Origin of the sequence: Vibrio crassostreae 9ZC13 (assembly GCF_000272045.2) — a bacterium.
In the GTDB taxonomy this organism is placed as follows: Bacteria; Pseudomonadota; Gammaproteobacteria; order Enterobacterales; family Vibrionaceae; genus Vibrio; species Vibrio crassostreae_C.
The window spans coordinates 253,090-272,354 of record NZ_AJYZ02000019.1; the positions used below are offsets into that span (position 1 = coordinate 253,090).

18 protein-coding genes are annotated in these 19,265 nt (G+C 44.0%); 8 read left to right on the forward strand and 10 right to left on the reverse strand.

Annotated elements, in window-relative coordinates:
- The first annotated feature begins 271 nt into the window (after positions 1-271).
- On the forward strand, positions 272-1,465 hold the full coding sequence (locus A136_RS02570) for an acetate/propionate family kinase (RefSeq protein WP_017064366.1): 1,194 nt from the start codon (positions 272-274) through the stop codon (positions 1,463-1,465).
- 267 nt (positions 1,466-1,732) lie between these two features.
- Here A136_RS02570 and A136_RS02575 read toward each other — a convergent pair whose 3' ends face one another.
- Positions 1,733-2,698, reverse strand: a complete 966-nt coding sequence (locus tag A136_RS02575) for a GlxA family transcriptional regulator (protein WP_017064367.1) — start codon at positions 2,696-2,698, stop codon at positions 1,733-1,735.
- Positions 2,699-2,812: 114 nt separating this feature from the next.
- Here A136_RS02575 and A136_RS02580 point away from each other — a divergent pair, with 114 nt between their 5' ends.
- The gene (locus A136_RS02580; protein WP_017064368.1) at positions 2,813-3,604 is read left to right on the forward strand and encodes an MBL fold metallo-hydrolase; all 792 of its coding nucleotides are present in this window, start codon (positions 2,813-2,815) and stop codon (positions 3,602-3,604) included.
- A 253-nt stretch (positions 3,605-3,857) separates the two neighbouring features.
- Positions 3,858-4,655: a CPBP family intramembrane glutamic endopeptidase gene (locus A136_RS02585; protein WP_017064369.1), complete on the forward strand. Its 798-nt coding sequence runs from the start codon at positions 3,858-3,860 to the stop codon at positions 4,653-4,655.
- A gap of 371 nt (positions 4,656-5,026) precedes the next feature.
- Here the strand turns inward: A136_RS02585 and A136_RS02590 are convergent, their stop codons facing one another.
- Positions 5,027-5,194 (reverse strand): hypothetical protein, encoded by a 168-nt coding sequence (locus A136_RS02590; protein WP_017062447.1) that lies wholly within the window; start codon positions 5,192-5,194, stop codon positions 5,027-5,029.
- 216 nt (positions 5,195-5,410) lie between these two features.
- Here A136_RS02590 and A136_RS02595 point away from each other — a divergent pair, with 216 nt between their 5' ends.
- Complete coding sequence (locus A136_RS02595) at positions 5,411-6,460, forward strand: cysteine synthase A (protein WP_017064370.1); 1,050 nt, start codon at positions 5,411-5,413, stop codon at positions 6,458-6,460.
- Positions 6,461-6,556: 96 nt separating this feature from the next.
- Here A136_RS02595 and A136_RS02600 read toward each other — a convergent pair whose 3' ends face one another.
- The gene (locus A136_RS02600; protein ID WP_017064371.1) at positions 6,557-7,123 is read right to left on the reverse strand and encodes a helix-turn-helix domain-containing protein; all 567 of its coding nucleotides are present in this window, start codon (positions 7,121-7,123) and stop codon (positions 6,557-6,559) included.
- A 97-nt stretch (positions 7,124-7,220) separates the two neighbouring features.
- Here A136_RS02600 and A136_RS02605 point away from each other — a divergent pair, with 97 nt between their 5' ends.
- Positions 7,221-8,414, forward strand: a complete 1,194-nt coding sequence (locus A136_RS02605) for a benzoate/H(+) symporter BenE family transporter (protein ID WP_017064372.1) — start codon at positions 7,221-7,223, stop codon at positions 8,412-8,414.
- Positions 8,415-8,527: 113 nt separating this feature from the next.
- Here the strand turns inward: A136_RS02605 and A136_RS02610 are convergent, their stop codons facing one another.
- Complete coding sequence (locus A136_RS02610; protein WP_017064373.1) at positions 8,528-9,511, reverse strand: hypothetical protein; 984 nt, start codon at positions 9,509-9,511, stop codon at positions 8,528-8,530.
- 424 nt (positions 9,512-9,935) lie between these two features.
- Between A136_RS02610 and A136_RS02615 the strand changes: the two genes are divergently transcribed.
- Positions 9,936-10,322, forward strand: a complete 387-nt coding sequence (locus A136_RS02615; RefSeq protein WP_017064374.1) for a hypothetical protein — start codon at positions 9,936-9,938, stop codon at positions 10,320-10,322.
- 146 nt (positions 10,323-10,468) lie between these two features.
- Here A136_RS02615 and A136_RS02620 read toward each other — a convergent pair whose 3' ends face one another.
- Entirely contained in the window at positions 10,469-11,401 is a 933-nt protein-coding gene (locus tag A136_RS02620; RefSeq protein ID WP_017064375.1) for a LysR family transcriptional regulator, read from the reverse strand.
- A gap of 267 nt (positions 11,402-11,668) precedes the next feature.
- Between A136_RS02620 and A136_RS02625 the strand changes: the two genes are divergently transcribed.
- Both A136_RS02625 and A136_RS02630 read left to right on the forward strand, forming a co-directional pair.
- The gene (locus A136_RS02625) at positions 11,669-12,436 is read left to right on the forward strand and encodes a glycine betaine ABC transporter substrate-binding protein (RefSeq protein ID WP_017064376.1); all 768 of its coding nucleotides are present in this window, start codon (positions 11,669-11,671) and stop codon (positions 12,434-12,436) included.
- A gap of 155 nt (positions 12,437-12,591) precedes the next feature.
- Positions 12,592-13,617, forward strand: a complete 1,026-nt coding sequence (locus tag A136_RS02630) for a zinc-binding alcohol dehydrogenase family protein (protein ID WP_017064377.1) — start codon at positions 12,592-12,594, stop codon at positions 13,615-13,617.
- 122 nt (positions 13,618-13,739) lie between these two features.
- On the opposite strand, the gene A136_RS02635 is transcribed toward A136_RS02630, so the two are convergent.
- The 5 genes from A136_RS02635 to A136_RS02655 form a co-directional block, all read right to left on the reverse strand.
- Positions 13,740-14,375, reverse strand: coding sequence for a CIA30 family protein (locus A136_RS02635; RefSeq protein WP_029235208.1), 636 nt, complete (start codon positions 14,373-14,375; stop codon positions 13,740-13,742).
- Between the two features lie 47 nt (positions 14,376-14,422).
- Positions 14,423-14,689, reverse strand: a complete 267-nt coding sequence (locus tag A136_RS02640; protein WP_017064379.1) for a DUF3081 domain-containing protein — start codon at positions 14,687-14,689, stop codon at positions 14,423-14,425.
- Positions 14,690-15,012: 323 nt separating this feature from the next.
- A complete protein-coding gene (locus A136_RS02645; RefSeq protein WP_017064380.1) occupies positions 15,013-16,215 on the reverse strand; it encodes a type III PLP-dependent enzyme in 1,203 nt (400 codons plus the stop codon).
- On the reverse strand, positions 16,208-18,073 hold the full coding sequence (locus tag A136_RS02650) for a siderophore biosynthesis protein PvsD (protein ID WP_017064381.1): 1,866 nt from the start codon (positions 18,071-18,073) through the stop codon (positions 16,208-16,210). The genes A136_RS02645 and A136_RS02650 overlap by 8 nt, the downstream gene beginning before the upstream one ends.
- Positions 18,045-19,262: an MFS transporter gene (locus tag A136_RS02655; protein ID WP_017064382.1), complete on the reverse strand. Its 1,218-nt coding sequence runs from the start codon at positions 19,260-19,262 to the stop codon at positions 18,045-18,047. Before A136_RS02655 ends, A136_RS02650 begins: the two co-directional genes overlap by 29 nt.
- Positions 19,263-19,265: the final 3 nt, after the last annotated feature.

The following is a 19,265-nucleotide window of genomic DNA, read 5'->3' on the forward strand; positions in this document are numbered from 1 at the left end:
CATTTGTTCGAGTCGCTTTAATTAACTGAATCAAGTTAAAAATAACGTGAGCACTCGTTTGCGTCACCTGTTCATTAATTTTCTTATTCAACTATTTTTTAATTCCGCTCTCGAAATAAATAATTTAATGACCAAGATCAACTTAATTGTGTTCATTTAGTGATTTTTTCAAAACAAAAGTTGAAAGATTCAAAAATTATTGAATAATGGACTTAACTAAAATTGAAGTAAACACTTCATCCAATTCGTACTGAAACAGGATCCATATCCAATGTCTAATTCGTTTGTTCTGGTTATTAACTCGGGTAGTTCATCCCTAAAATTTGCTGTAATCGATTCTGTTTCTGGTGAAGCAGTATTAAGTGGCCTAGGGGAGTGTTTTGGTCTTGAAGATGCTCGTATGAGCTGGAAATTCCAAGGCGAGAAAACTGAAATTGCCATTCAAGGTGAAGATAACCACCACAAAATTGCCATTGGCAAATTGGTTGGCCTGATGGAAGACCTAGGCTTCACGGCTGATATCGTGGCTATCGGTCACCGTATCGTTCACGGCGGTGAGAAGTTCACTCAAACGGTTCGCATTACTGAAGAAGTAACGAACGAAATTGAAAGCCTATCTGACCTAGCTCCACTTCATAACCCAGCAGGTGCTATCGGTATCCGTGCTGCAATTGAAGCTTTCCCTTCTCTACCTCAGTTCGCTGTATTTGATACTGCTTTCCACCAAACAATGCCTCAACGTGCATTCACTGGTGCAATCGCAAAAGAGCTATACACAGACTTCGGCGTACGTCGCTACGGTTTCCACGGCACTAGCCACTACTTCGTTAGCCGTGAAGCTGCGAAGATGGTTAACAAGCCAATCGAAAAATCGAGCTTCATCTCTGTTCACCTAGGTAACGGCGCATCTGTATGTGCTATTAAAGATGGTAACAGTGTTGATACTTCTATGGGCTTCACACCACTTTCAGGCCTAATGATGGGCACACGTTGTGGTGACCTAGACCCAGGCATCATCGAATACCTACTTAAGAAAGGCTGGTCACAAGAGCAAGTATTTAACTCTCTAAACAAGGAGTCTGGCTTCCTTGGCGTGTCTGGTCTTACGAGCGATGCTCGTGGCATCTTAGAAGCAATGGAAGAGGGCCACGAAGGCGCTAAGCTTGCGTTTGAGGTGTTTACTTACCGCGTAGCGAAATACGTTGCTTCTTACCTAGCAACGCTAGATTCTTTAGACGGTATCATCTTCACTGGTGGTATCGGTGAGAACTCTCTACCAATTCGTCGTGAGATCTTAAACAACCTTAAGATTCTAGGTTTCGTTGAAGATGTAGCAGGTAACGAATCTGCTCGCTTTGGTGCTGAAGGGATCATCGCTAAGTCTGAAATGTTAGACGCAGTAGCAATGGTTATCCCAACCAATGAAGAATTCGTGATTGCTCAACAGTCGGTTGAACTGCTGTAATTTTTTCAAAAACAGATAGTTAAAAGCGAGCTTAGTGCTCGCTTTTTTGATCTTATATGTTGGATAGACCATCGCTAAGTGGCCTTATAGCGAGATAGTCAAAACTCATTCTATTGATTTCGGCAAATCATTTTGTAGCTTCAAACTAGTGATGTTAGGGCTGGCTTGTGATGCCCCAAAAACGCCTAGAATTGAACTTGCAAGGTTTCAGATACAAAAAGTAATAGATGCGACGATCTAGCCCCATCGCCCTCAATGAAATTAAGACTATTGCTTGAATGTAGTGCGCCACTGAATCGGCGATACATGAAAAGCCGATTTAAAGTGCTTTCTGAATACACTGTCAGAGCCAAAACCCGCTTGCTCTGCAACTTGAGGTATCGATAGTTTCGTGGTTTCTAATAGACGTTGGCTAAGCACCAAGCGTTTATTTTGCAACCATTCACCAAATGTACAGCCATAGGTAGCTTTAAACTGGCGTGTGAAGGTTCTTTTGCTCATCGCACAGCGCTCAGCGACTGCATCTAGTGAGTGAGGCAGATGGACGTTTTGTTCGACATGCTCAATCACAAGGCTGATGCTTGTTTCTGCGAGTGGCTTTACGCTAATCGGTGCAGGTATGTACTGTTGCTGTCCACCAGTTCGAAATGGCGCTGTCACCATCTTACGTGCGAGATCATTCGCAAGTACACTGCCACACAGGCGGCGCACTATGTGGAGACAGCAATCTAGCGAAGCTGCTACCCCTGCTGAGGTAATGATAGTCTCATGTTCAATAAATAGAGGGTTTGGATCAAAATTCACCTTAGGAAATTGCTGCTGAAATTGTTCGGAAAACGCCCAATGGCTTGTGGCACGTTTTCCATCGAGAACGCCAGCACATGCAAGTACATAAGACCCGAGGCAGAGTCCTACTAGTAGCTTACCTTTCCCATGATGCTCTATTAGCGCCTCTATAAGTCGCTCACTTGGCTCTGGCAGGTCATTTGGCCAGCTTGGAACAATCACAATATCCGCCTCTTTAATAGCGCTCAAATCTCTATCGATCACCACACCAAATCCTGAGCTTGTTTCCAATGGCGAGCTTTTTTCGCTACAGATTTTCAAGTCAAACCGAGGCGGCTGATCGAAAAAGATATCTTGAAACACCATACAGGGTACAGAGAGATGAAAAGCACTGATCCCTTCAAAGGCAATCAAAGTGATTTTGACTAACTCGGTTGATTTCTCCATATTTGTCTCGATTTGCGCGAATATTGACTTTCGAGACAGTATGGCAAGATTACCGAAAATAGCATACTAAATCACATAGAGAATATGACTCATGAGTGAATTTAGAGAGGTATTATGAAGATCCATCACCTACGTAGCGCAACTTTTATCATTGAATCTGGCGAAAAATTTATCCTTATTGATCCTATGTTGGGGAAAAAAGGCTCTATGCCTCCGTTTTCAGTCATTAAGGCTAAGGCCGCGAAAAATCCAACGGTTGAGATGCCAAGTAATGCCGATGAGCTACTAAACAAGGTTACTCATACCTTAATTACTCACAGTCAAACACTTGGTATCAAGGCATTACAACATGGAGATCACCTAGATCCGGCAGGTGAGACGTTTTTAACAAGTCGTAATATCCCAGTTGCGACACCAGCCAAAGATAAGGCTTACCTAGAAAAATACGACTTGACGGTAAATTGGGGAATTGAAGACTGGCAAACTATCGACTTTTTAGGCGGAAAACTAACTGCGGTTCCTGCTTTACACGGTCATGGTTGGATTCACAAGGTAATGGCTAATGGTGTTGGATTTTTCTTGGAGCTCCCCAATGAGCCTTCTATTTACATTAGCGGTGATACAGTTCTAACCGATGATGTAAGACGAGCGTTGACTGAGTTGAAACCTGATATCACAGTAGTCGCGGCAGGTCGTGCTCGTATGGACGTTGGTCAACCGTTATTGATGTCTATTGATGAGGTCATGGAGTTTATTCGCCTTTCCCCTAATAAGGTGGTTGCGAACCATATGGAGGCACTCAATCACTGTGCAGTGACTCGACCAATTCTTAAAGAAGCAATTGATAAAAACGGTTTGTCAGATAAAGTCCTTATTCCTGCTGATGGTGAGACCTTGGAGTTTTAGATACCTGAACTAATCCGGTGACTCCCGATTTAAGTAAATAGTCTAAATGATTTCTGTCCAGAGACGTGTTATGCCGCCATGCTTTGGGACAAGAACGCCTCAGTGCTATGACTCTAAAACGCGTGTGCCTCAAAATCCGGCAGAGTTAAACCCATACATATCCTGTTCCAGTTTTTCACCAGATTATTTAGTCGTGAAGATCTCGATACGATTGAAATTAATGTGAGGCGGATGATATAAATGTAATCTTTAAATGCAAGAATTAATAAATTTAGATATGGTACAAATGGATAACTTTCCCACCGTAGGACTTAAAACCTCGTTACCCATAAGCATATTGGCACTTGCCTTATATTACTTATGGGGCGACATGGGTTTTAATGATCTTCGAGGCCTTTTTTGGGTGGTGGCGTTTGTGATGATGCTTACTTTAAAGAAGAGTGAAAATAGCCTCTTTTCAGTAACTCCACAAGTTTCCTCTTTTACTCATCATGTATTCCCAATTACTGTGCTAGCGATTGGCGTGGCTTGTATCACGTTGTTCTATATGGAATTTATCCGGCAATATGTCACGGGACAAGAAGTCGACTATATCGTAGGATTTCTCGTTAGTGGTGAACTGGAAGTAAGCGAGAAACTAAATTATCTTTTCGAAACCGTTATATTAGCTCCGTTATCAGAGGAGTTTTTCTTCAGGTTTATCTTGCTAAGTAGCATATGCTTACTTTTGAGAAACAAGTTTGTAGGCGTAATTTTATCGTCACTCTTATTCGCCTACGGCCATGAAGACCCTGTCGTTGCTTTTTCTCTAGGTATCACTGCATCAATAGTTCTACTGAAATACATGAGTATATATAGCGCTATAATCTTTCATACGATTTATAATTTGTGGATATATACAGTGGAAGTTTTTATCGTACCCGCATTTTTCTTTAATGATTGGGACTTTGCACCAAGTGGGAACATCGGAACAATCGTTTCTATAATGGCATTAGCTGTATCTTTTTTGGCACTATTGATTATTAAACGCAAGGAAAAATCAATACAATAAGGTTTTAGCAACCGCTTCATCACTATATGGACTGAGGCAATAATCAATGAAATCAACACACTTATCAACACCTCGATAGTAAAGTTGCTGACACACTTCTGTCCAAACCCGTGTTAATAGGTGCGATTATAATAGCTTGCCAACCAACGAAGAATTCGTGATTGCTCAACAGTCGGTAGAACTTCTGTAATCTGAACTGAAGTCTAAGCAAGAAAAAGACAATCAAAAGCGAGCCCAAGTGGCTCGCTTTTTGTGTCTAGTAAAGATGCGTCTGAATGTTTTAACAGGGGGATAGCCTACAAGGCGATCGTGAAACAGTTTTAGAACAGAGCTTAAATTGCGACTCATCGGGTGCTCTGGAAGCGCTAAGGTTATTTAGTCCCTGAGCGGTAGTTTGGATCTGTCCAGCATCGAGGTAACTCTTCCCCTGACATAAACATCAGTTCGGACTTTTTAAACATCTCAGGGTCTTGCTGTTCTTCGCCTGCTTGAAACCGACCTTCGATACTGTCTTGAAATAAGTTGGTTAATTTGGTCATTTCAGTTACATCAACGAGGTCACCGGTTTTTCTCTTTTAGAAACATTTTTTTGCCCTCAATCTAATCGGTCACCCCTAATTATAATTGCTATTTGGAAAATGAGAGTCTTTTCAATTCCGGCACTTCTTGACTAAGCAGACCCCAGAGCTACGCTTATGATCATCGACAACCCAATCGATGAACAAACTTATCCTCAACAAATAAATGGAGTCGCGATGTCATCTGCCCATATTGCAAACAATCTCAGTGAACTGATTGGCGATACCGATCTTGTTAGAATCAACAGTCTTTCAGAGATATCAGGTTGTGAGATTCTTATTAAGTGCGAACACCAGAACCCGGGTGGTTCGATTAAAGATAGAGCGGCACTTCAGTTGGTTATGGATGCAATAGAAGCCGGTAAGCTTAAGCCGGGAATGACAATCGTTGAAGGTACTGCTGGTAATACGGGAATAGGACTTGCTCTGGTCGCTAAATCCCTTGGTTACAAAATGTTGGTGGTGATGCCAAAAGGGCAGGCACAAGAGAAAGAGCGCATGATCTCGCTTTATAATGCTGAACTGTTATTGGTCGACCCTTGTCCTTTTGCAAACCCTGAACATTTTTACCACACGGCTAAGCGGATTGGTGTCGAAAATGAGAGTTATTGGTGGGCAGATCAGTTTGAAAATCTCAGTAATTATCGAGCGCACTATTTAAATACTGGACCTGAGATCTGGCAGCAAACACTGGGGAATATTGATGCTCTAGTTTCAGTGGTGGGGACGGGTGGAACCATTGCCGGAAACTCACACTATCTATCTGAGCAGCAACCCAATCTCGAAACTTGGTTAGTTGACCCAAATGGGTCCGGCATTTATTCGTTTCTACGTAATGGACACTATCAATCAACGGGAAGTTCGTTCACGGAAGGCATAGGGATCATGCGAACGGTTGAAAATTTCAGGCAGGCAAAAATCAATCGTGCCATCACGCTGCCCGATCAGGATTTGGTGACGATATCCCGCCTTGTTGCGGAACATGACGGTATTCTTCTAGGAAGCAGTTCGTCGTTAAACGTAGCAGGTGCGCTATACGCTGCGGCTAGAATGGGGAAAGGGAAAACCATCGTTACATTTAGCTGTGACCTTGCTGAGCGCTCGTATTCGAAGCTGCACAACGAAACGTTTCTGAAAGAAAAAGAGATACAGCTTAATAAAGAAAATCTCTCTCAACTATGGGCTCGTTATCAAGCCGAAGATGGCAGTATGGTCGTCAACGTATAGTCGCTTTAAGTTAGTAACAGCCAGTGGTCTGCTAGCTCTTTCGTTAGCGCTGAACATCCGGTTAGAGCTAAACATCCGTTAGCACCAAATCCGGCACTATTGCTTGTTATTAGGGTAGTGAATCACATTATGAAATACGGCGTTTCCTTCACCGATATTTTTGTAGGCATGGGTCTGGTTGGCATTGAAGCGAACGGCTTGTCCTGCGCGTAACGTATGCCACTCATCATCAAACATCACGGCCATCTCTCCTGAAATGCATAAGATGTGCTCAGTGACGCCTGCGTTATGTGGGGCGGATTCATGCTGGTAATCGGGTGCTAGGGTGAGTTCGAATATTTCAAATCCTAGTGCTTCCTCAAAAGGAAACAACAAACTGACGAAAAAGCCAATGTTGTATTCCTCATGTCTTAGTTCGTTTGCATCTCTGAATAAACTCGTCAGTTCACTGTTTGGGCTAGCCGCGATAAAATTCGAAAGTGACACCTCGAACCCAGAAGCTATCTGCCAAAGCTTAGCGACTGTCGGGCTGGATTCTCCACGTTCAATTTGTCCTAGCATTGCTTTGCTCACGCCAGTTTCTTTCGCTGTTTTGTCTAAGCTCCAGCCTTTTTCTTGGCGAAGGCGTTTCAAGTTAACGCCAACTTTAATTTCTGTTTGCATATTTTCTCTACAAGTTTTTACAAATAAGTTGTGCGTTATAGCGTACAGTGCTAGGTTTGGTCTATGGACGTTATAACGCACGCAGGAAGAGATTAACATGACTAAGCTAAAATTTTCTCACGTCAGTACCGGCTTTATCGCTGTTTTCATTGGTTATGCGAGCGCCGCGGCGATTATTTTCCAAGCGGCAATGAGTGCTGGAGCAACTGAAGAGCAAGTGGCGTCATGGTTTTGGGCGTTGGGAATTGGCATGGGCGTAACCACAATACTGCTTTCGTTTCATTACAAGAAGCCTGTGGTTACAGCGTGGTCGACGCCTGGAGCGGCGTTGTTAATCACATCTCTTGAAGGGCTGACAATGAATCAGGCTGTGGCCGTGTTTTTGTTCAGTTCGATGTTGATCACGTTAGTTGGATTGGCGGGGATATTTGAGAAAGTCCTAAAACAGATCCCAACATCGATTGCCTCTGCGATGCTCGCGGGGATTCTATTGCAATTCGGTTTGGGTTTGTTCACGTCGCTAATGGAAGAGGCACAAGTCGTAGCGGTCATGCTCGCTGTATTTATTCTGGCGAAAGCGCGGTTAGGAAATTTACTGATCCCAAGCATTTTCATTATCGCACTGGTCATGTGTGTGGGTTTTGGCAAACTCGATGTCAGTCAGGTGACTATGGGATTAACGACCCCAGTGTTCATCACGCCCGATTTTGAGTTCTTTTCGTTGTTCAGTGTCGGTATCCCACTGTTTATAGTGACGATGGCTTCACAGAACTTACCGGGATTTGCGGTTCTAAAAGCGAACGGATACCAAGTCGATTCATCGAAGATCATTACCACCACTGGGGTGACGGGTTTGATTTTCGCGCCGTTTGGTGGCTTTGCGTATAACCTTGCTGCGATTACGGGCGCTATTTGCATGGGCCCGAATGCGGATAGTAATCCAAAGACACGTTATATAGCGGGGATCTGTATGGGCGGGTTTTACTTGTTAGCAGGCGTGATGGGGATGTCATTTGTGTCGCTGTTTAGCGCTGTGCCCTCCGAGATTGTCATTGCGGTTGCTGGCTTAGCGGTGATGCCGACCTTGATGAATTGTTTAGCTGTTTCGATGGCAGACACCCACTATCGAGAGCCTGCACTGCTTACTTTATTATTCACTGCTTCTGGCACCAATTTACTGGGGATCGGCAGTGCATTTTGGGGTTTGTGCATCGGGTTGTTTTGTTGCTGGTTACACAATTACAAAGCTAAGTCACGTGGAGCAAGCAAGGCTTCGCAAACTTCGTCGTAATCAAACGCCCTAAGATTATGATCAGGTTCGCTGTGAATTAGAAACACAAGCAAGTTGTTTGAGTAGTAAGCCCAGTCATACTTGTGACTGGGCTTACTTACAAAGGAATAAAGCTACTTAACTTCGTATCTCAGTATCACTTCATTATCGAGAACAACATTTGTCGACCAGATAAAGCTTGCGCCAGCACCACTGAACTTTTCGATAAAGTTCATGTACGCTTTTTTATTGTTCACGCCAATATCGTCTTCTGAATATACTGATGCTTGAGGCCAAGATGTTGAATCGAACTCTTGGTTCATCCAGTTGGTTGGTGTTTCCCAGTGAGCGGCGTAGGCATCTTGACCGTGGTCTGTTCCTTCCGTGGTGCAGCTTTCAGAAAGACGCTTCCCGTCCACTTCACTCAAACAAGTCAGGTCATAAATCGGTGAGGTATAAAAGGTTTGTGCTTGCCAGTCTGGTCCTGTCACGGTTCCGTCACTAAAGCTCGCGATAAAGCCACCATCACCAGCGTGGTATGCCTTTCCGCGGTTATCTTCGCTGCCAAGACCTAGGTTTTCTTCCCAATCAATCACTTTCACGGCAATCGTGTAAGGCTTCTTCACCTTAAATTTGACGATGTTTGAGTTAAACGGTGTGAAAGGAACGGTATCTACCGCGATTAACTTGCCGTTGATATAAAGTTCGAAATAGTTATCGGCAAAAATATAGCCTGTTATTTCCTCACCGTCTTGATCCACAACAGCTACCGGTACAGAGCTTTGATCGACTTCGGCTAGGCTTTTTGGCGTAGTGTTTGAGCACTCTTCATAAAGATCAAAGGCTTTTGGCCCTGTCGCAAAGTTGTTCTTGGCTGGAACCGTCCAAACCTTTCCTTCAGAGTCCGTAATTTCCCCAACGCCCGCTACTCGGCTACGTCCGTTTGCACACTCAAAGAGATTCGATTCAACGGTGGTCGCCAACCCTTGAGTAATACTTGCTGAGCCTTGGTAATCACTGATGTTACTGACCGAAGGCGTATCTGATGATGGTGAGCAGCCTGTAACGAGCAAAGCAACTGATGAAAGGGCAAGGGCTTGATATTTTGTGATGATCATTGATTGGGTATCCGAGAAGGGGTTATTTAAATAAGCGTGGTTCAAAATAAGCCAAGTGCAAGTAAGTTAATTGAAAACAAAGCTATTTCAAACAAATCCGAGCTAAGTAGCTAAGTAGCTAAGTAGTTAAGTAAGCAGTGAACTCAAAGCTGATAGCTGGAACGACGAAACTAAGCAAGAGCCAAAGCAATTGTGAGGTACCACGCTTATTATTTGATGAGGCATATATTACCCGTACAAATGTAAACAAGCGTAAAGCTGAGTAAGCATAGGTAAAACAGTGCTTTTATCGAATGATCACATCAGCTTGCGCGGCACTGGTAAAAATACTTAGAACGAAGCGGTTTCAGGTTGTGATTGAGATAGTATTTTGCTACAAAACGCGCATAATCTCGCTATACAACATTTAAAGAAGAATTTACCTATGACTACCTTTCAATACTACTTTCACCAACTGCCTTGCTTCGACTGTAAAAAAACGACAGTAAGTACTGATCTTGGTTGGTTAACGCCTGCGATGAAAGACGATGCTATCGCACAAGTGACAGCAACACTTGCACAAGGCGAGGTTACTCCTGATCTTTCAGCGGACGTGGTTTGTACTAAAGATGAAGCGCGTGAGTATTTACTGCTTAACTTCTTTGGTTATTCAGAAGAAGAATTAGAAAGCGGAATCGAAGCGGATGATGAAAAAGAAGTGGCAGACGAAATCGCAGAGCTACTTGAAGAAGGTAAAGACACCATCACCTTCGAACATGAGATTGCTCTTCAGTGCTGCGCAGACTGCGATGTTGAAGACGAGTCAAACTAAGCTTTTGTATTAAGAGTATTAAACTAAGTACTCTTATTAAGGTTCATCATGCAGCTATGATGTTCTAATGATGAAAGGCGTTAGCGAATTGAAGTTCGCTAACGCCTTTTTTGTCTCTCTGCTTCTTATATAAGCGACATTAAACCTTAAGATGTTGTGCCTTCTGTAATGCCTTGTTTGCTCAGTTGCGAAAGGATCTCAGCGGTTTTCTCTCTGAATAAATCTCTCAGTAGACGCACAGTAGGGGTGATGGATTGACGACTTGGACACACTAACCACAGCTCGGTAGGTGTTGGTTTAAACTCATGTATGACTTTAACAACTTCGCCTGAAAGCAGATGAGGAGACATGTCTAGACAAGATTTTATTGCCACTCCTTTACCCGCGATACACCAACGTCTTACAAGATCAGCGTCGTTCGAGGCGCGGTTCCCTTTTAGTTTCACTTTATGATCTTGAGTGCCATCGTTGAATATCCACTCGTCTTGCAATATGTCATGAAGTTGGTAGAGCAACCCATTGTGTTGAGTTAAGTCACTCGGGTGTTTTGGTGTTCCCATTTCAGCCAAATATTCAGGAGCCGCACATAATATTCTGGGCACATCGCAGATTTTAAAGCCATACATGTTGGCATCAGTCGGGGAGCCATAACGCAACGCCATATCAACAGAATCACGGTAAAAATCGATATTGCTATCGCTGATGCTAGTACGTAGTGCGGCGTTAGGATATTCCAGTAAAAACTCATCAAGCCAGGGTGTGATTAGGTTTCGCCCTAGATCAGAAGAAAGCGCGATGCGAATTTCACCGTCAACAATACCAAGCTCTTCTCTCATGTTGAGTTTCGCTTGCTCCAACATTTTTAAGGCTTGTTCACACTCAGGTAAATAGCGTTCGCCAGCTGAAGAGAGCCTTAGGTGGCGCGTGGTTCTTACAAATAATTCCGCCCCCAGTGCAGCTTCAACACGTTTGACGGCAGCGCTTGCGGTGGCAGTGCGCATATCAAGGTTGGTGGCTGCTGCAGTAATACTGCGAAATTCTGCCACTTTCAAAATGACCTGTAAGTCTTCAAGAAGCATGTTGTCTACCTGTATTGAATTATGTTCTAAACATGGCGTTGGAATATTTCCCCATCACAATCTGCAGATGGGTTATCTCTAGTTATCGCTTCTAAGTTAGCTTCAAACACTTAATTGTCAAAACTAATTTGATAATAATTCAAATATGAGGCTGTTTTTCATTAGTAATTTTCTCACTATCATTTCCCCTATCGACAACGTAGCGCAGTACACACTGTATGAACGAAGCCTACGATCTAGGGGGACAAGATGACTAAGAAAATCATAATGGGTGTAACGGATTTGTCGTTCCACCGTACGACCGCATCATTGGTTGCCAATGTATTGAAAGCCATGGGCTTTGAGGTAGAGCGCATTTTCTCTCCACATCAGGAGAACTTTGAAAAGCTGAAAACAGGCCAAGTGGATATGCTTTCTTCTGCGTGGTTGCCATCAAGTCACGGTATCTACAAAGCTGGCGTTGAAGAAGTTGAACCGCTTATCGAGCTTGGGCTTCATTATGAACCTTATGCTTTGTGGGGCGTGCCAGACTATGTGCCTGAAGCGGCGGTTTCTGAAGTCTTTGATTTATTAAAAGCCGAAGTGGTCAAGAAAATGAACTCGACCATCCAAGGTATCAACCCCGGCGCTGGCATCACACGCTTCTCTATCCAGATGATGAAAGACTATGGCCTGAGCGATGCCGGCTACGAGTTCTTTCCTGGCAGTGAAGACGATTGTTTCAGTGCCTTTGAAAGTGCGGTCGCAAACAAAGAGTGGGTGGTAGTGCCACTGTGGAAACCTCAGTTTTTACACTATCGTTACGATATTCGTGAACTCAAAGAGCCTAAAGGCTTGCTCGGAATTGTTGATAGAGCGGTACTTCTTTTAAGAGATGACAAGAAGCACCTGTTCAGCGAACAACAGATTCAGAAGTTGGATTCCCTACGTTTCTCGAACGACATCATCGCAGAGCTGGATTACAAAGTTTGCCGTGAAGGTAAAACACAAGATCAAGTGACACATGATTGGTTGATTGAGAAAGGCCTGATTTAACCTTTCAGCCGTGGTAGTGCAGTTAGATGTCTGCATTACCCAGATAGCGGTAACACCATTATCAAAAATTATTTGAGAATTATTCAAATATTAGGCGGTTTATCTAGAGTGAGAATTGACTAAGATTAACTCGTCTAATTCAAGGAGAAAGCACAATGTCAGTACCATCAAAAATGAAAGCTATCGGATTTACTCAATCACTTGCGATTACAGAGCAACACAGTTTATTTGAGTTTGAAACGAGTCTGCCAGCACTAAAAAATAATGACTTGCTAGTAAAAGTGAGCGCGACTTCTATCAACCCTGCTGACGCAAAAATTCGTATTCGTAATGCCAAAGACAAAACTCTTGAGCAGCCAAAAGTGCTGGGCTATGACGCAGTCGGTGAAGTTGTTGGTAAAGGTGCTGACGTTGAAGGCTTCGAAGTCGGTGACCGTGTGTACTATGCGGGTGACGTAACACGTATGGGTGCTAACGCAGAATTCCAAGCTGTGGACTACCGTATTACCGCTAAAGCACCGAAGAGCCTTTCTGATGAAGCTGCAGCCGTTATGCCACTAGCAACACTTACGGCTTGGGAAGCGTTATTTGACCGCCTGCGTGTTCGTCCTGAAGAGAAAAAGTCTATCCTGATCATTGGTGGAGCGGGCGGCGTTGGTTCAATTACGATTCAACTGGCTAAGCAACTGACCAACCTAAATGTTATCGCAACAGCTTCAAGACCTGAAACGGAGCAGTGGGTAAGAGATATGGGAGCGGACTATGTGGTGAACCACCGTAACCTTGTTGAGTCTGTGCGAGAGCAAGGCATTCAACATGTCGACTACATTTTCAATGTTGCAGACACAAAAGGGCACTGGGATGCGATGGTTGAATTGATCGCACCGCAAGGCATGATCAGTTCGATTGTTGAATTTGATGGTGGCATTGACTTGTCAGCGCTGCAAGGCAAATCAGCAGGCTTTGTTTGGGAGCTGATGTTTACACGTTCACTGTTTAACACCGAAGATATCCAGAAGCAGCAAGACATCCTATTCCAAGCCGCGAATCTGATTGATGCGGGCCGTATTAAATCGACGCTAACCTCGACCCTAAATGGCTTTAGTGTGGAAACACTTAAAGATGCACACCAACGTATTGAAAGCAGTGCCTCGATTGGTAAAACAGCTATCAAATACTAATTGCTGATGTTTTAATCCGCCGTTGTTTTGAATTGTTGACGGTTTAAATAGAAGAAGCCCCTGATATCTGATTGCTAGTCAAAAGGTTTCAGGGGCTTTTGTTTGTTTTCAGTTTAGTCAGTTTAGTCAGCTTCTGGTGATGTGATAGGTTTCGATGTTCTGAAGTGAAGCTGTATTAGGTCTAGCTCAAAAGGCGAGGGCTCTTTGTCCGCAATCAAAAAACCGATTTGTTTGATGTCTCGTGCCTTAAGTTCCGGCGCATCGCTCAGTAGCCGACCTCTGAACACAGCTTGAAAATCATTGAAGTGGAACACCTTGTTAAGCCGCACTCCCTTAATGGTATCGAAATCGTGTTTGTATTGAATTCGATTGCCGTCCTTCGATGTTGTGAACCTCAGTTGGTAGGTGCGTCCATCACCAACGAATACCAGCTCTGCACTATCTATTTTATGGGCAGGTGATTCAATGGAGCGCTTTATGGAACTGAAACCACCATTGTTTTCTAACGATAGCTCGCCCCTAAATCGACTCATATTATCAAGATAAATGAGCTCGCCTGTTGAGATGCCGCCCATTACATCGTCGTTGGTCACTGTCCAGTTTTGATGCTCACTCGCTTGTGTAAAGTCGATCATGTTTGTCCCTGTTGCATCTGCCTTAAGACTTAACGAATGTAGGCTGAGTAGAAGGAATAAAGGTGTGGTTAACCTAAGGGGTAACCGCGTTTTACATTTGGTTCCGTTCATGAATTTCTCCACTCTTTCCCCGTAGGCTATGCATTGTTTACTCGACAGCGATGGACAACTTATGAAGAAGGTTCAGTTTCAAGCATAGCTAAACAACGCTTGATGAAGTCTTCATAGTTCGACGCTTTGTCGTATTCGATCTTCAATGAACCGTGGAACATCAAGGTCACGGTAACGTCTCGGTAGCTCAACCAACAGGTGTAACCATCGTAATCATGCCACGCTATCATCTCGCCCAATTGATATTTACTATCCAACTGCTTACCAGAGGAGCGAATGCTATCGAACACTCTGAGAAACTCTAAAATGGTGATTCTGTTGTCCATGTACCACTCCCGCTGCGCAGTCGATGAAAAATGCTAAGTGCTTGTATTCGAATTAAATACGGTTTGGTTCTGCATTACGATCACTGTGGGGAGTCGGTTATTAAATCACTGCAGCTGTTTTGCAAAAGGGCTAAGATAAACAGAAGAAAGGCGTTAGTAGACTTGAGTTTACTAACGCCTTTTTATTTGGTGTCTTTTTATTGAGTGCCTTTTATATCTAGTGCCTTTTATATCTAGTGCCTTTTATATCTAGTGTCTTTAGCTGGCTCTATGGAGTTTCAACTCAAACTATCAGTTAGAAATCATCGAGCACAGCGGGACGCTTAGAAATAATGAAACACTGGAGGTTCATGCATTAAGAAGTTTTGATGCGAGATGTTCCAAGCATAAGCGCCTGCTAGAGTGAACACCACATAGTCACCGATATCGACTTGCTCGATATGTTGATTTCGTGCCAGAACATCTTTTGGTGTACAAAGCTGTCCAACCAACGTGGCTGTGGCATGGTTTATCGGATGTGAAATCGTGGGTTGCTGATTACTTTTCACGATTGCAAAAGGGTGGTCATGGCTTTGCGCTGCCGGAGTACGGAAATGATGCGTGCCACCACGGGCAATCACAAAATGCTCGCCAAGATTTTGTTTAATATCCAAGACCTCCATTACGTAATAGCCACAAGGTGCAGATATGTAGCGGCCACATTCAAAACGCAGCTTCCAATCTTGTAAATGTTCCTTGGAAATCAGGAACTCCAATTTGTCGCAGAACTCCATCCAAGGAAAATGTTGTTTAGGGTTTTGGTAATTGATCCCCATACCTCCACCGAGGTTGATGATCAACTCATCGAGTGAGAACGTTTTTTTCCACTCTTTGACCACTTGGAAATAGCGTTGCATCAAGGCGAGGTGGCGATCAACGTCGAGTTGATGTGACATCAAATGGAAGTGAAAGCCTTTCAGCTTTATTAAGGGGAAATCGCGTAGGTACATCAAGGCATTACTTAACTCACTCTCATCTAGGCCAAACGGGGTGGGCTTTCCTCCCATGGCTAATTTGCTAAGTGTGATGTCACCAATGTCTATGTTCATACGCAGGAAGATCGAAGCAGGTCGATTCAACTTTTGTGTTAAAGAACCAATGCGTTGTAACTCAGTGAGGCTCTCTACATGAATCGCATCAACATCGAGTATAATCGCTTGCTCTAACTCACTGGGCATTTTCCCTGGGCCACCAAAGATCAGTGGTTTATTGAGTTGTTGCTGGTGGAGGTGTGTAAGCTCTCCGCCTGATGCTGCTTCAAAACCATCAACATAAGGGGCTAAAGTGCGTAATATCGGCTCTGAAGGATTCGCTTTCGCGGCGTAAAATAGCTCTACGCTTTTTGGCAATACATGGCGCATCTGCTTAATGTGCTGCTCCAATGCATCGAGATCATAAAGATAAGCACATAATGGTTGCGTTTGTTGCTTGGCCAATTGCTGGATTTCTTGATGGATAGAGGCTGAAAGTTGAGGAGAATTAAGCATGGTGAACTCCTTTTGAATGAGTTGGCCACGGTGCTGCAACTTGGGTGTAACCGGACTCTTTATCGGCATTTTGCATCAAACGTGTTGTGAAGTTATTTTTGCTTGGAAAATGACCATCGTTAAGCAATGCCATTAGTTCGGGTTGCTGGCCATTGATAGACGTCCAGCGGACGATAGCGTCTTTTAAAGTTCCCCATAACGTATTCTCAAGTGCCGAGTTACCCTCAGCGATAAAGAAAATGGCCTCGCTGATATTGTTAATGAAGGTGCAATAGCCAATACGGTTCCAACCTTGCTCACGGCTGTAGTACACCGATTGACGAGCACGCTCTGAAAGTTGCTGAAGTGTTTCTGATGGCCAAAACTCGCGTAGTAGCTTGGTACCTTCTAAGTCTCGAATCCATACACAGCAAGGCATGCCTTTTTCAAATCCAATCAACGTATTTTGTAAGTGCGGTTCAAACGCAACCCCATGTTTGAAGTAGTAGTTAAAGACGCCCGGAATCAAACAATGCAGATAGCGCTCAAACCACAGCGTGGCGACATTTTCATATTGGGATTGTGTTGTTTGCGCTTTTTGTTTGAGTTGAGTGGCGATGCAACTGTTCCCGTCTGTATCGTAAGCAAAGAGGGCACCCGCTAACGTTGGTTGCAAAATATCGGTTTCGCTTAAAGTGAAATTCTCTCGATACAAAATACCAAACGACTCTCGAGCTTTAATAACATCAGCATGCTCTTGTTCAGCCATAGATTCTAGATTCAATGTGGTTGCGTAAGGTTCTGTCATTACTTTGAATACTGGATTACGTAACTGTTCACTCTCTTTGATGGGATGCAGAATCGAGGTTAATTGAACGGCACTATCGAGCTCATACCATGCGTTTTTACGTACGCAGTTAGTTAAACGTACATTGATAGAGAACTTAGCAAACCAATCCATATCTGGGTGGTACAGAGTGCGCACGGATGAAGTGGGTAAGAGTTTTTCACCACCTAATCCAAGCGGGATGATTTTGCCTTGTTCAATGGCCGTTTTGACCACTGGGTTTTGCAAAAGTGTGTAACTTTCCCAAGGGTGACAAGGGTAAAGCATGGTACCTGCTGAATTGTTTTCATCACGTGCAAGTTGTTCAAGCATGGTCGTTGGTGAGGTTCGGTCATCTGAACTCAAGACATCAAGCAACGTGGTGTCGACCTTAAACCAATAGAGAGGAACTTTAGCGCCAACCTCAGGGGAACACGCTAGCAGATCATCGATACTGACACCTGAACGACTCTTTGGCGTTGGATGAAAAGTATGTCCCCAAAGTAACGATTGCTCTGATGCGATAAACGCGTTGTGATGCTGAGGTGAGCTGTCTGAGTTTAGGAACTGTTCGGTGATCAACAAACTGTTTTCCATTTGCTCGACCAGTTCGTAATTGAATGGAATCGTCAGCACTTGTTTTAGGTAACTGAGTAGAAGCGTCAGGGTTTGCGTTGCGTCCAATTTGCACCAAGCTGCGCCGGGCATTTTAGCCCAAGGTGTATCACTGAGCTTCACTTTCCCCAGTTTACTGATGTACTCAACGGGTAAAACCATCAGACCATTTTTCTGAGGTTGATCTTGGTGAGGTAGGTGAATAGCCACGCGTTGGTGAGCGTTGTAGTTTCTTTTCAAAGTTTGAGGCAGAGAGGCAGAACTGTAGCGCCAATTAACCTGTTCATTGGGTATCGCGTATTCACGCAAGTAACAGTTCACCACGCCCATGATGGTATTGAGTTGGGCTTTTTCTCGGTTTAGCAGTACTTTTTTACGATTTTGAAGAGCTTGGTCTTCAGCGTAATGTTCACTTGGAGATAATTGAGTCTGTAACATGTTGATGTCCAAATTTTGAATGGATGATCAGCGCGATAGCAGCAATGCCACTGACCAACATAGAAAGTATGAAAGGAAACTCAAGCCAGCCCAAGCTTGATATAAAAGACGCGCTCAACCCAGCCGCAACGCCACCCCATTTAGACATAGCGTCAAAGCGCGAAAATACTTTGCCGCTTTGTCGTCGATCAATTTGGTTTGCTAACGCTTGATGCAAGCCGTGATAACAGCAAACCATGCCAAGTCCGAAAACAATACGAGCAATAATCAACACTTCTTGATAAGGAGTGAGATGCATTGCTGTACTGAGTGAAAGCAAACCAAAGCCTAGCCATAAAGTACGCTGCGCTTGATTACGTTCAAACTGGTGGCGATCAACCCATTCTGAGAACAGATGGACTTTTCCTGCAAAGAGCAGATAAACACCATGTGGGAGGGCATATAAAAACCCAATCCACGCTTGGCTTGTCACGCCATATTGCTGCACATAAGGCGAGAAATAGGGGAACGTGACGACCATGGCGAAAGCAAAGCTGAACTGCGCGCCAAACACCCAATAAAGCGTATTTAACGAGTTGGTTTGGCTGCTTTGAGCTTTATTCGATACCTGATCTTTTACAATTCCCTTAGATTTCGCTAAGTCATCGATGGGTAATGTTAAGGTGATCAATAGCGCGAATAGCGGCAAAGCGGACAACCACAGATACGCGTTCAGCGGGTTTGTTTCTGATAAGCTCCAGCCAAGCCCTATCGGAGCAATAATTAGAGCCAGACGGGCAGAAAGCTGAGTTTTATTGAGTGACTTACCGAGTGATTTCGCATCGTTGATTTGGCTGGATAAGTAGCTGTTTGAGGCGGCCATGGTGCCACCAAAGGTTCCTTGAATGATAAGACCAAACACAAACATTGAGAGATTATCGGCTAAGCCACACAGCGCGAAGCCTGCTGCAAGCCCGAGTTGAGCACGTAATAGAGAGCGACGTCTGCCATATTTATCAGCAAACTGCCCCCAAAAGCGTGCCGCAACGGCAGTGCAAAAGGTCGGCAAAATGAACAGTACCCCCGCCCAGTCCGAAGTAATGTTTGCATCCAGTGTTGGCAATACCATTGGCAAAAACAGCGGCATTCCTAAGGCTGCAAACGCGGCGATAAAGTGGCTTAAAAGTACACAATAGATGAGTTTGGTCATGAT

Coding starts and splice junctions, on each gene's coding strand:
- A136_RS02570 (WP_017064366.1), top strand. CDS start 272: ATGTCTAATTCGTTTGTTCTGGTTATTAACTCGGGTAGTTCATCCCTA.
- A136_RS02575 (WP_017064367.1), bottom strand. CDS start 2,698: ATGGAGAAATCAACCGAGTTAGTCAAAATCACTTTGATTGCCTTTGAA.
- A136_RS02580 (WP_017064368.1), top strand. CDS start 2,813: ATGAAGATCCATCACCTACGTAGCGCAACTTTTATCATTGAATCTGGC.
- A136_RS02585 (WP_017064369.1), top strand. CDS start 3,858: ATGCAAGAATTAATAAATTTAGATATGGTACAAATGGATAACTTTCCC.
- A136_RS02590 (WP_017062447.1), bottom strand. CDS start 5,194: ATGACCAAATTAACCAACTTATTTCAAGACAGTATCGAAGGTCGGTTT.
- A136_RS02595 (WP_017064370.1), top strand. CDS start 5,411: ATGTCATCTGCCCATATTGCAAACAATCTCAGTGAACTGATTGGCGAT.
- A136_RS02600 (WP_017064371.1), bottom strand. CDS start 7,123: ATGCAAACAGAAATTAAAGTTGGCGTTAACTTGAAACGCCTTCGCCAA.
- A136_RS02605 (WP_017064372.1), top strand. CDS start 7,221: ATGACTAAGCTAAAATTTTCTCACGTCAGTACCGGCTTTATCGCTGTT.
- A136_RS02610 (WP_017064373.1), bottom strand. CDS start 9,511: ATGATCATCACAAAATATCAAGCCCTTGCCCTTTCATCAGTTGCTTTG.
- A136_RS02615 (WP_017064374.1), top strand. CDS start 9,936: ATGACTACCTTTCAATACTACTTTCACCAACTGCCTTGCTTCGACTGT.
- A136_RS02620 (WP_017064375.1), bottom strand. CDS start 11,401: ATGCTTCTTGAAGACTTACAGGTCATTTTGAAAGTGGCAGAATTTCGC.
- A136_RS02625 (WP_017064376.1), top strand. CDS start 11,669: ATGGGTGTAACGGATTTGTCGTTCCACCGTACGACCGCATCATTGGTT.
- A136_RS02630 (WP_017064377.1), top strand. CDS start 12,592: ATGTCAGTACCATCAAAAATGAAAGCTATCGGATTTACTCAATCACTT.
- A136_RS02640 (WP_017064379.1), bottom strand. CDS start 14,689: ATGGACAACAGAATCACCATTTTAGAGTTTCTCAGAGTGTTCGATAGC.
- A136_RS02645 (WP_017064380.1), bottom strand. CDS start 16,215: ATGCTTAATTCTCCTCAACTTTCAGCCTCTATCCATCAAGAAATCCAG.
- A136_RS02650 (WP_017064381.1), bottom strand. CDS start 18,073: ATGTTACAGACTCAATTATCTCCAAGTGAACATTACGCTGAAGACCAA.
- A136_RS02655 (WP_017064382.1), bottom strand. CDS start 19,262: ATGACCAAACTCATCTATTGTGTACTTTTAAGCCACTTTATCGCCGCG.